Genomic DNA, 11,632 nt, shown 5'->3' with positions numbered 1-11,632 from the left:
ACCACCTGCCCTACGACGAAACCGTTGCCTGGCCACGCGAACATCACGCCGCGGCTTGACCCGTAGCAACGTGGGATGTCTCTTCGTTTCACCGATCGCGACGAACGAGCCGGCCTGGAGCGCAGCGGAGCGCGGAGCGAGGGCTTGCCCGAGTGGAGCAAAAAGAACAGGGCCCGGCCCGCCGAAGCGGACCGGGCCCTGCGTGGTCCCAGAGTTACTCAGTGAGCGTGGTTACTCAGTGAGCGTGCGAGTGACCGTGACCGGCCGCCGCCTCCTCCTCCTCGGGCTTCTCCACCACCAGGGTCTCGGTGGTGAGCAGCAGCGAGGCGATCGAAGCAGCGTTGGCCAGCGCCGACCGGGTGACCTTGACCGGGTCGATGACGCCGGCCGCGATCAGGTCGCCGTATTCACCGGTGGCGGCGTTGTAGCCCTGGCCCACCGGCAGCTCGGCCACCTTGGCGGTGATCACGTAGCCCTGCTCGCCGCCGTTCTCGGCGATCCAGCGCAGCGGCTCGACGACCGACTTCCGGACGATCTGCACGCCGGCCTTCTCGTCGCCGGTCAGGCCCAGGTCGCCGTCGAGCACCTTGGCCGCGTGGATGAGCGCAGAGCCGCCGCCGGCGACGATGCCCTCCTCGATCGCGGCCCGGGTCGCGGACACGGCGTCCTCGATCCGGTGCTTCTTCTCCTTGAGCTCGACCTCGGTGGCCGCGCCGACCTTGATCACACAGACGCCGCCGGCGAGCTTGGCGACCCGCTCCTGCAGCTTCTCCCGATCCCAGTCGGAGTCGGTCCGCTCGATCTCGGCCTGCAGCTGGGCGACCCGGCCCTTGACGGCGTCGGTGTCGCCGGCGCCGTCGACGATGGTGGTGTTGTCCTTGGTCACCACGATCCGGCGAGCCTTGCCCAGCACCTCCAGGCCGACCTGGTCGAGCTTCAGCCCGACCTCGGGCGCGACGACGGTGCCACCGGTCAGGGTGGCGATGTCCTCGAGCATGGCCTTGCGGCGGTCACCGAACGCCGGCGCCTTGACGGCGACGGAGGTGAAGGTGCCGCGGATCTTGTTCACCACGAGGGTGGACAGCGCCTCCCCGTCGACGTCCTCGGCCACGATGAACAAGGTGCCGGAGGCGCCGATGACCTTCTCCAGCAGCGGGAGCAGGTCATTCATCGAGCTGATCTTGCCGGAGTTGATCAGGATGTAGGGGTCGTCCAGGACCGCTTCCATCCGCTCCGGGTCGGTGACGAAGTACGGCGACAGGTAGCCCTTGTCGAACTGCATGCCCTCGGTGAACTCGAGCTCGGTGCCGAAGGTGTTGCTCTCGTCGACGGTGATCACGCCGTCCTTGCCGACCTTGTCGAAGGCGTCGGCGATCAGGGCGCCGATCTCGGCGTCACGCGCGGAGATGGTGGCCACGTTGGACATGTCCTCGGTGGTCTCGACCTCGCGGGCGATCTCGGCGAGCTTCTCCTCGACCGCGTCGACGGCCTTGTCGATGCCCCGCTTGAGGGCGATCGGGTTGACGCCGGCGGCGACGGCCCGCAGGCCCTCGTGCACCAGCGCCTGGGCCAGCACCGTCGCCGTGGTGGTGCCGTCACCGGCCACGTCGTTGGTCTTGGTGGCGACCTCCTTGGCCAGCTGGGCGCCGAGGTTCTCGTACGGGTCCTCGAGGTCCACGTCGCGGGCCACGGTGACGCCGTCGTTGGTGATGGTCGGCGCGCCCCACTTCTTGTCGAGCACGACGTAACGGCCCTTGGGGCCGAGCGTGACCTTCACGGTGTTGGCGAGGGTGTCCACGCCGCGCTCCAGCGAGCGCCGCGCCTCCTCGTCGAACTGAAGGATCTTTGCCATGTTGAGTCCTCCGGACTACTTGGAGACGACGGCGAGGATGTCGCGCGCGTTCAGGAGCAGGTACTCCTTGCCGTCGTACTTGACCTCGGTGCCGCCGTACTTGCTGAAGATGACGACGTCGTCGACCGCCACGTCCAGCGGGACGCGGTTGCCGTTGTCGTCGATCCGGCCCGGGCCGGTCGCGACGACCTTGCCCTCCTGCGGCTTCTCCTTGGCGGTGTCCGGGATGACCAGGCCGGACTTGGTGACCTGCTCGGCATCCTGCGGCTCAACGAGGATGCGGTCCTCGAGCGGCTTGATCGTGACTGCCACGTCAAACCCCTTTCACGGTTGTGTCGTTTTGTACGTGGGGACCGGCCGTACGACGTCGTCGCGGTGCCGTCGTCGACCGCTAGCACACTCTAGGTGAGAGTGCTAAACCGACATTAGCACTCGGTCCTAATGAGTGCCAGAACCAGGGTCACTCGCACCCCCGCCAGCCGCCTTTCGACCTCACCCAGCCCGCGGAAACTGTGCAGCTGTTGCAGGTCCCGCCGGCGTGTCGCTGCAGGAACTGCATAGTTTCCGGGTTCGGGGACTCGAGGGCGTACGGCCTCAGCCGCTGCCGCGAACGCGGGTCAGCGCTTCCTGGGCGACCCAGTGCGGACTCGCATCGGGCGCGGTGATCCGGCAGACGAGGGTGTTGTCGATGACGGTGGTGGCCCGGACGACCGTCACGTGCGACGGGGGGATCTTGCTGCCGTCGTCCAGGGTGATCGGCGCGGCCGGGCGGACCGGAGTGCCGACGGCCAGCGGCTTGGGCTTCAAGAACCACATCACGATCAGCAGCAGCGGCCCGAAGACGATGCCGAGAACGAGGAAGACCCGGTCGTCGTAACCCTTGCGACGGGCGTCCCAGGCGGCCACGATGCCGGCGGTGACGTATAAGACGACGAGCAGGACGTCGGTCACGGCCGGCGCCTCTCGGGAGTGCGAAACGTCACGGCCGGCGCGCCACGGGGGTCACGGATGAGGAAGCCATCGGCTAACCGGACATGATCAGGCAGCTGCCGCTGGCGGTGGCCAGCACCTTGCCGTCGGCAGCACGGACATCGGCGTCGGCGAAGGCGACCCGGCGGCCCGGTTTGGTCACCCACCCGCGCGCGGTCAGCTCGCCACTTCCGGCGGTGACCGGGCGCAGGTAGTTCACCTTGATCTCGATCGAGGTATAGCCGACACCGGCCGGCAGCGTGGTGTGCACCGCGCAGCCGAGCGCGGAGTCGAGCAGGGTGCAGACGAACCCTCCGTGCACCACACCTATCGGGTTGTAGACCGATTCGTCCGGCGTGCCGACGAAGGTTGCCTCGCCCGGCCCCACCGACGCGAGCAGGAACCCCATCGTGGCCGCGATCGGTGGCGGCGGCAGCCGGCCGTCGAGCATCGACTGCAGGTAGTCCAGCCCGCTCATCGTGGCGCCCGCGCCGGCCCCCACCAAGGGATCGTGCCAGCGGACGGTCCGCTCCCGCGCCTCACCCCACTCCGCCGACCCGGTCACCGAGTCCGGGTCAGGTTCGGGGGCATACACGTCGTCGTAGGGAACCACAGCCGTGAGCGTACGTGCCGCTGGCCGGCGGGCCCAACCGCTGGGTTTTGCCGGACTCGGCTACTTCACGAAGGACATGCTCTTCAGCGAGACCGTCCAGTTCGGGTAGGAGGTCTTGTCGTAGGGGGCATATACCCAGGTCTTCAGGGTTCCCGCCACCGGGTCGATCTGGATCAGCCGCACCGGGTTCGTGGTGCCGGAGTGGACGGTCAGCATGAAGGTGTCGATCCGGTTCTTGCCGACCCCGTAGTCGACCCGGTGAGCCTGCTGACCGACGTGGCCGCAGAGCACCATCTTGATGTTGGCGTACTTCGAGATCAGGTTGTCGTACAGATATTGCGGGCTGGTAGCGCCGTAATCGCTCTTGGTGTAGATCGCGCCTGAGGACGTCAGATAGGAATGCGTCGCCACGATCACGTTGTAATCGGGGTGTGCGGCCACCACCTGCCGCGCCCAGGAAACCACGCCCTCGCGCGGCCAGAGTTCCAGATTCAGCATCAGCCACTTGCGATCGCCGGCGGTGAAGGTCGAGAAGATGTTGTCGAGCTTGCCGGCTTCGTAGCGACCCGCCAGATCCGCGACGCCACCGTGCAGATACTTGTTGAACGCGCTGGTGTCACGCACGGTTGCCCGGGTGTTGGCCCCGGGACAGGCGCTGCCGCCTTTGCAGACCGCTGCCGTGTCGTGATTGCCGATCGTCAGCGAATAAGGGATGCCGTTCTTGGCCAGCAGGTCGAACGACGGCGCCGCGACCGCGAACTGGCTCGGGTCGACCGAACCCCAGTTGACGATGTCCCCGGTATGGGTGACGTAAGCGAGCTTCAGCGACTTCGCGTTGTCGACCAACCACTGCGAGCGGTTCATCATCCGCTTGTCGCCGGGATAGGTGACCTCGTTCTGGGTGTCCGGCATCACCGCGAGGGTGAAGCTGTGATCTCCCGCCGGCGGCTTGGGGGCAGTCGGCGGCTTGGACGCGGCCGGCGCCTTGACCACCGAGGCCGGCTTGGACAGCCAGTACACCTTGCTCTGCTCGATCCAGCCCTGCTTCTTCAACGCCGCCCGGTCCGAGGACGTGCCGACGTAGCGGTGCAGCGCGCCCTTGTGGAATCGATACACGGGATACAGACAGGATGCGGACTTGCCGTAGACGTAGAAACCGACCCCGTTGTCGACGTACCCCTTCTTCTTGATGCCTTTGATCTCGCTCGCGCTGGTGGTGTAGATGCGGTCCCCGGTGCGCTTGTTGTACATCACATGGACGGCCTTCAGGCCCGTCTTCTTCGAACTGGCCTTGAAGATGACGCCGAGATCGGCATATCCGGACTTCTTCAGGCCGGCGAAGCGCGCGGAGTTGTAGGTGTAGACACTCACCCCGCGTTTCGCGTTGTAGAAGTGATGCACCTTCTTCGTCAGCGTTGCGCATTTCGAGGCGGCGGCGGCCGGCGCCGGAGACATCAAGACGACGTTCGCCAAGCTGGCCAGGAGAGCCGCTACGATGACCGCCGCCACGCGTCCCCGGAGCCCGGTGATGGATCTCATCGGTGCTCCAAGCTTGCAGTGGTCGGTGACTCCCCCGAGCCTCGGTCAGTCTAAGCAGCGGGTCGACATCCGCAAAGCAATCGTCGAAAAGATGTCACACGGCCGAAACACGCCGTACCACGAGCACCCGTGCTCCGTGCGGGGTGCGGGTGATGAGAAACGTCGCGGTTGCGGGTCCGCGCAGACCGAGCCGGCGCCGCAGCCGCGCCGGATCCTCCTCGATCCCGCGCTGCTTGATCTCCAACGAGCCGACGCCACGGTCGCGCAGCCAGCGGCGCAGCGCCGAGGTGGTGTGCGGCAGCTGCTCGAGCACCTCGTACGCCCGGGCGAACGGGGTGTCGACGAGCCGGTCGGCGCTGAGGTAGGCGATTCGCGGCTCGACCAGGGTGGCACCGAGCCCGGCGGCGAGCTGGGCGATCCCGCCGGCCCGGATGACCGCACCGTCGGGCTCGTAGACATAGCGGCCGATCGGGCCGGTCGGCGGCTCGGCCGCCGCGTCGTCGGCAACGAGGGTCGCCGATCCGCCCGGGGCGTCGAGGATCGTCGCCCGGCGTCGCCCGGGCAGCGCGCCCCCGCCGGCCCACAGCGCCGCCTCGACCGTGCTGCCGCGGTGGGTGATCCACTCCGCCTCCACCCCGGGCGGGATAGCGGCGTGCGGTAGCGCCGGACCGAGCTTGACCCCGGCGACCCGGCTGCCGTCCAGCAGCCGCAGCACGAACTCCCAGGACGGCGAGAAGTCGGCGAGGCTCCAGACCCGGCCGGTCCGGTCCCGGCGGGCCGGGTCGGCGAACCAGCCGTACGCCGAACCGGGGTCATCCGGGTCGAGCGAGTGTCGCTCGGCGTCCGCGACGCGTACGTCCTCGACCAGCGCCGGCGCGCGGGCCAGCAGGTTCGCCCGGGCCACCTCCGCGGTCGCAGGGTCGAGCTCGACCGCGCGCACGGCGAGCCCTGCGTCGACGAAGGCCAGCGCGTCCGCGCCGATGCCGCAGCCGAGGTCGACGACCCCCGCCACCCCGGCGGCCGCGAACCGCGCGGCGTGATGGGCGGCGACCGCGGGCCGGGTCGCCTGCTCCAGCCCATCACGGGTGAAGAACATGGTCGCGGCGGCGTCGCCGAACTTCGCGATCGCCCGCCGGCGCAGTGCGACCTGGCTCAGCGCGGCCGCGGCGAGGTCGGGTTCGAAGCGTGCCCGCAGCCGTTGTGCGGCGCCGAGCGAACCGGGGTCGGCCTCCGCCTCGGCCGCGGCGAGGGCCTCCGCGGTCAGCCCGAGAGGAAGCATGCCGGCCGGCCCGTCAGACCAGAATCCGACCGACCGGCAGCGACGGGTCCGCGCCGATGTCGAGCGCGGACGGCGCGCCACCCGCCTCGATCACCTCGGCGCCGAGCACGGCGATCATCGCGCCGTTGTCGGTGCACAGCCCAGGCCGCGGGGTGCGCAGCGCGATCCCGGCGGCGCTCGCCCGCTCCGCCAGCAGCGTCCGGAGGCGTCCGTTGGCCGCGACACCGCCGCCGATCAGCAGGCTCTCCGCCCCGGTCGCCCGGCAGGCGTCGATCGCCTTCCCGGTCAACACGTCGCAGACCGCCTCCTGGAACGACGCGGCCACGTCGGCCACCGGGATCGCCTCGCCGTCGCGCTCACGGGTCTCCACCCACCGCGCAACGGCCGTCTTCAGGCCGGAGAAGGAGAAGTCGAACCGGTGCTTCACCAGGTCCTTCGGTGCGGTCAGGCCGCGCGGGAAGGCGATCGCCGCCGGGTCGCCCGTGGCCGCCCGGTCGATGTGCGGGCCGCCGGGATACGGCAGGCCGAGCAGCCGGGCGACCTTGTCGTACGCCTCCCCCGCCGCGTCGTCGATAGTGGCGCCCAGCTCCGTGATCGAGGTAGCGATGTCATCGACCTCGAGCAGCGAGGTATGCCCTCCGGAGACCAGCAGGGCGACGCACGGGGTCGGCAGCGGGCCGTGCTCGAGCAGGTCGACGGCGACGTGCCCGGCGAGGTGGTTGACGCCGTACAACGGCTTGTCCAGCGCAACCGCGAGCGCCTTCGCGGCGGCCAGTCCCACGACCAGGGCGCCCATCAGTCCCGGGCCGGCGGTGACGGCGATGCCGTCGATCTCGGTCAGGTCGACGTCGGCGGTCGCGCAGGCCCGGCGCAGCGTGGGCACCATCGCCTCCAGGTGCGCGCGGCTGGCGACCTCGGGCACCACCCCACCGAAGCGGACGTGCTGCTCGACACTGGAGGCGACCTCGTTGGCCAGCAGCTCGGTGCCCCGGACGATGCCGATCCCGGTCTCGTCGCAGGACGACTCGATGCCGAGCACCAACGGCCCGCTCACTCGAGCTCCTCCCGTCCGTCGCCGGACTCGGCGGCCAGCTGGCTCTCCGCCCAGCGCGGCAGGTCCCAGAACTTCAGGATCAGGGCGTGCCGGCCGGGGCCGTAGTAGTTCTCCCGCGCGGCGAGCTGCTCGAAGCCGAACCGCTGGTACGTCGCGATGGCCGCCTCGTTGTCGTACGCCACCTCCAGCAGCACCGACCGCGCGCCGTGGTGGGACACCGCCAGCAACCCGGCGCGGATCAGGGCGGTCGCGATCCCGCGCCGGCGGTGCTGCTCGGCGACCACCAGCCGGTGCAGGTCGGCGCTGCGGTCCGTGGTCTGCAGCGTGATCACGCCGACCGGGTGGTGGGCGCGGGCGATCAGCACGGTCCGCCGCTCGCCGAGCAGCTCGCCTTGCCAGCTGCGTTCGCTCCACTGCTCCTCGGCGGGGAAACCGGCGCGCTCCAGCGCCATGATGGCCGCCAGGTCGTCCCGCCGGGCGGGCAGCACGCTGATCTCCGGTGCGCTCATCGGGCCCGCCCGCTCCGGTCGGGTCGGCGCAACAGCACCGACTTGCGGCGGGTGGGCTCGACCGCGTCGGGCCGGCGGAGATAGAGCGGCGCCGTGCCGAGATCGGGAAGGCCCGGGCCGTGGCGGACCAGCGCCGCCGGATCCAGCCGGCGCGGTCCCGGCACCGCCGGCAGCCGGGGATGGATGTCGACGCCCGGGCCGATCGTGGCCAGGTCCGGCAGGTCGTCGGGCCGGCCGACCTCCGGTCCCCGAACTCGGGCACCGGTCGGTGCATAGCTGGCCCAGTAGAGCTCGCGCCGGCGCGCGTCGGCGGCGACCACGAACTCCTCGGTCGGTCGGCTCTCCGCGGCGTGCTGCGCCGCGATCGCGTCCAGGCTGCAGATGCCGTGTAGGGCTGCGCCGGTGGTCAGGGCCAGGATCTGGGCGCTGACCACGCCGACCCGGAGCCCGGTGAACGGGCCCGGACCGAGGCCGACCACGATCCGGCCGATGTCGGAGACGCTCGCGCCCGCGTCGTCGAGCACCCGGTTGATCGTCGGCATCAATTGCTCGACGTGGGCCATCCGATCCTCGACCACCGCCCCGCCGAGGAACCGGCCGTCGTCGGCGAGCCCGACCGTGACCAGGCTGGCCGTGTCCAGGCCGAGCACCAGACGGCGGTCAGCCACGATCGGCTCCCTCGAACGTCGCGACGTACGTCCCCAGCGCGGAGGTCAGGTCGACCGCGCGCCAGCGCTCGCCGACCGCGGAGATGATCACCGTCCGAGGGTCGTCCGGCTCGTCGGGATCCGCGGTGCCGCCGGTCCGGACGATGTCGATCTGCAGCCGGTCCTCGGCTAGCCCCTCGGCGATCCCCTCGCCCCACTCCACCACTGTCACGGAGCGCTCCAGCGTGGCGTCCAGGTCGAGGTCGTCGAGCTCGGCCGCATCCCCCAGCCGGTAGGCGTCGACGTGCACCAGGTGCGGCCGGCCGCCCGGCGCCGGATGGATCCGGGACAGCACGAAGGTCGGCGAGATCACCTGGCCGCTCACCCCGAGTCCGGCGGCGATGCCCTGGGTCAGGGTCGTCTTCCCGGCCCCGAGCTCGCCGCTGGCGATCACCACGTCGCCCGGGCGCAGTACGGCCGCGAGCCGGCTGCCGACGGCCTGCATCGCCGCGGCGGTCGGCACGACCAGGGCGGTCGGCAGATCGCGGCCGAGGATGACGCCGTGCGGCTGCGGACGTACCGGCTCGAAGCCGCGATGCTGCCAGAACGCGATCAGCTCGTCGAACTCGATCCGGGCGAACAGCTCGACCCGGCGGAACCCCAGCTCGGCCGCGTAGGCCAGGGCGGCGTCCACCATCGCCGAGGCAACGCCGTGGCGCTGGAAGTCGGGATGGACGCTGACCCGCTGGAAGGTGGCGAGCGTGTCGCTGAGCGGGCTGATCACGATCGATCCCGCCGGCTGCCCGTCGACCTCGGCGTAGATGCCGCCGCCGGCGGCGAGCAGCTCCGCGATCGAGTCCGCCGTCTCGTCCACCGCAGTCGACGGCGGATCGAGCGGCGGGCGCGCGCCGAACGCAGCGTGGATGACCTCGACCATCGCCGGCGCGTCGTCGAAGGACGCCACGGCGATGACCAGAGCGGATACGGAGGCGTTCACCAGCGGCAATGGTAGTGACGCGCGGCCGGTCGCCCGCCCGCGAGCCGGCTCACGGACGCGGACCGCTGCTGCGCCGACCCTTCCGGTCGCGGCCGGGACCGTCGCCACGGCGGGCACGTCCGGATCGGCCGGCGTGCTCGGCCCGCGGACGGCGGGTCGGCCGGGGCGCGATCACCTTGTCGTAGTCGGCGCGGCTGATGGCCACCCCGGACGGCGCCTTGGCGCCGGTCACCGCGGCCAGCTCGTAGTCGCCGGGGCGGACCACCATCGGCGCGGAGCTGACCCCGGCCTGGGCGGCCAGCCGGGTGACCTCGCGTCGCTGCTGCGGCAGCACCAGGGTCACCACCACCCCGGTGCCACCGGCCCGCGCGGTCCGTCCGGCGCGGTGCAGGTATTCCTTCGGACCGGCCGGCGGGTCGACCTGCAGCACGAGGCCGACCTCGTCGACGTGGATGCCGCGCGCGGCGACATCGGTGGCCACCAGCACCGGCAGCTCGCCGGCCTTGAAGGCAGCCAGGATCCGGGTCCGGATCGACTGGGTCAGCCCGCCGTGCAGCGCACCGGCCAGCACGCCGCTGTCACGCAGCTGCTCGGCCACCCGTTCGGCCCCCAGCTGGGTCCGGACGAAGATCACGGTACGGCCGTCGCGGCCCGCGATCTCGCTGGTCAGCGACTGCTTGTCCTTGGGCTGGATGTGGATCAGCCGGTGTTCCATCGTGGTCACGCTGGCCCGCCCGCTGTCCACCTCGTGGGTCACCGGGTCGGTCAGATAGCTCCGGACCAGCTGGCCGATGGCGTTGTCGAGGGTGGCGGAGAACAGCAACCGCTGACCGGCCGCGGGGACCGTGTCGAGCACGGTGGTGACCGCGGGCAGGAAACCCAGGTCGGCCATGTGGTCGGCCTCGTCGAGCACGGTGACCTGGACCGCCCGCAGGTCCGCCGCGCCGCGCTCCATCAGGTCGAGCAGCCGGCCCGGCGTGGCGATGACGACGTCCACGCCGCGTTCGAACGACTTCAGCTGCGGGGTGTAGCTCATCCCGCCGGCGACCAGGCTCAGGCTCAGGCCGACCGCCCGGGCCAGCGGGGCGAGCGCGTCGTGCACCTGCATGGCCAGCTCGCGGGTCGGCAGCAAGACGACGCCGCGCGGGCGCCGATCCTTGGTCGCCGGGTCGGCGAGCCGGGCCAGCATCGGCAGACCGAACGCCAGCGTCTTGCCGGAGCCGGTCTGGCCGCGGCCCAGCACGTCGCGGCCGGCCAGCGCGTCGGGGATGGTCGCGCTCTGGATCGCGAAGGTGGTGGTGATGCCGGACTCGGCCAGCGCCGCCACCATCGGCTGCGGCAGGCCGAGCTCGGAGAAGGCGACCGGCGCGGCGACCGGCGCCGGGGTGGCCGGCTGAACCGTCGGCTCGGCGGCGCTCTCGGGTGCGACCGGGTGCGGTCGCCGGGCCGCCGGACGCTCGCTGCGCCACGGACGGTCGTCCCGCTGGAAACGCTCACCGCGCGGCGCGCTGTCGCTGCGCCGGGGACGGTCGCTCTGCTGGGGACGGTCGCTGCGCTGGGCAGGCTCACTGTGCTGGGGACGGTCGCGCTGGGGACGGTCACTGCGTGAGGAGCGGTCGTCCCGGCCGGACCGGCCAGCGCGCTCCGGGCGGTCGCTCCAGCCGGCCCGCTCCGAGCTCGGACGCTCGCTGCGCGGACGCTCGCTCCAGGTGCTGCGTTCCCGATCGCTGCGCTGGGAGCGGTCGTTCCAGGTGCTGCGTTCGCGATCGCCGCGCTCAGAGCGGTCGGTCCAGGTGCTGCGTTCGCGATCGCCGCGCTCGGAGCGGTCGGTCCAGGTGGTGCGCTCGCGATCACTGCGCTGGGGCCGATCGTTCCGCTCGGTCCGCTCGCTGTTCCAGCCGGCGCGATCGGAGCGCTGCGCCTTGGCGCTGCGCTGGGCCTTCTCGGCGGCGGTCCAGCGGCGCTTGGGGTTGGTGTTCTGACGGCGGGCGCGCGACGGCGCCGGCTGCCGGTGAGGCATGTCGTTCTCTCGGTTCTGCCCCGGTTCGGGGGCGGTCTGCGGGCGGCGTCAGCACCCGGCCGCAGAATCTCGAGGCAGGAAGACGAGCCCAGGCGTCGGACATCGGTGGCGATCGACGCGGGTGGCCCGGACGGCGCTGCGCCGCCGGAAGTG

General features: G+C 71.2%; 11 protein-coding genes. All 11 read right to left on the bottom strand.

Features of this window, described 5'->3' with window-relative positions; translation table 11 throughout:
- Positions 1-235 precede the first annotated feature (235 nt).
- The gene (groL, locus tag ABD747_RS11475) at positions 236-1,852 is read right to left on the bottom strand and encodes a chaperonin GroEL (RefSeq protein ID WP_344804540.1); all 1,617 of its coding nucleotides are present in this window, start codon (positions 1,850-1,852) and stop codon (positions 236-238) included.
- 15 nt (positions 1,853-1,867) lie between these two features.
- On the bottom strand, positions 1,868-2,164 hold the full coding sequence (groES, locus tag ABD747_RS11470; RefSeq protein WP_344804539.1) for a co-chaperone GroES: 297 nt from the start codon (positions 2,162-2,164) through the stop codon (positions 1,868-1,870).
- Between the two features lie 282 nt (positions 2,165-2,446).
- Positions 2,447-2,803 carry a hypothetical protein gene (locus ABD747_RS11465; RefSeq protein ID WP_344804537.1) on the bottom strand — a complete coding sequence of 119 codons (357 nt, stop codon included), beginning with the start codon at positions 2,801-2,803 and terminating at the stop codon, positions 2,447-2,449.
- A gap of 73 nt (positions 2,804-2,876) precedes the next feature.
- Entirely contained in the window at positions 2,877-3,434 is a 558-nt protein-coding gene (locus tag ABD747_RS11460) for a PaaI family thioesterase (RefSeq protein ID WP_344804535.1), read from the bottom strand.
- A gap of 60 nt (positions 3,435-3,494) precedes the next feature.
- Positions 3,495-4,973: a metallophosphoesterase gene (locus ABD747_RS11455; protein WP_344804533.1), complete on the bottom strand. Its 1,479-nt coding sequence runs from the start codon at positions 4,971-4,973 to the stop codon at positions 3,495-3,497.
- A 94-nt stretch (positions 4,974-5,067) separates the two neighbouring features.
- Positions 5,068-6,252, bottom strand: coding sequence for a class I SAM-dependent methyltransferase (locus ABD747_RS11450; RefSeq protein ID WP_344804531.1), 1,185 nt, complete (start codon positions 6,250-6,252; stop codon positions 5,068-5,070).
- Positions 6,253-6,265: 13 nt separating this feature from the next.
- Positions 6,266-7,306 carry a tRNA (adenosine(37)-N6)-threonylcarbamoyltransferase complex transferase subunit TsaD gene (gene tsaD / locus ABD747_RS11445; RefSeq protein ID WP_344804529.1) on the bottom strand — a complete coding sequence of 347 codons (1,041 nt, stop codon included), beginning with the start codon at positions 7,304-7,306 and terminating at the stop codon, positions 6,266-6,268.
- On the bottom strand, positions 7,303-7,815 hold the full coding sequence (locus tag ABD747_RS11440) for a GNAT family N-acetyltransferase (RefSeq protein WP_344804527.1): 513 nt from the start codon (positions 7,813-7,815) through the stop codon (positions 7,303-7,305). The genes tsaD and ABD747_RS11440 overlap by 4 nt, the downstream gene beginning before the upstream one ends.
- Positions 7,812-8,483, bottom strand: a complete 672-nt coding sequence (gene tsaB, locus ABD747_RS11435; RefSeq protein ID WP_344804525.1) for a tRNA (adenosine(37)-N6)-threonylcarbamoyltransferase complex dimerization subunit type 1 TsaB — start codon at positions 8,481-8,483, stop codon at positions 7,812-7,814. Before tsaB ends, ABD747_RS11440 begins: the two co-directional genes overlap by 4 nt.
- Positions 8,476-9,459, bottom strand: coding sequence for a tRNA (adenosine(37)-N6)-threonylcarbamoyltransferase complex ATPase subunit type 1 TsaE (gene tsaE / locus ABD747_RS11430; protein ID WP_344804523.1), 984 nt, complete (start codon positions 9,457-9,459; stop codon positions 8,476-8,478). The genes tsaB and tsaE overlap by 8 nt, the downstream gene beginning before the upstream one ends.
- A gap of 49 nt (positions 9,460-9,508) precedes the next feature.
- Positions 9,509-11,479: a DEAD/DEAH box helicase gene (locus tag ABD747_RS11425; protein WP_344804521.1), complete on the bottom strand. Its 1,971-nt coding sequence runs from the start codon at positions 11,477-11,479 to the stop codon at positions 9,509-9,511.
- Positions 11,480-11,632 lie beyond the last annotated feature (153 nt).

This window comes from Microlunatus ginsengisoli, from assembly GCF_039537205.1.
Taxonomy (GTDB): Bacteria; Actinomycetota; Actinomycetes; order Propionibacteriales; family Propionibacteriaceae; genus Microlunatus; species Microlunatus ginsengisoli.
This window is presented reverse-complemented; position numbering and strand designations above follow the sequence as displayed.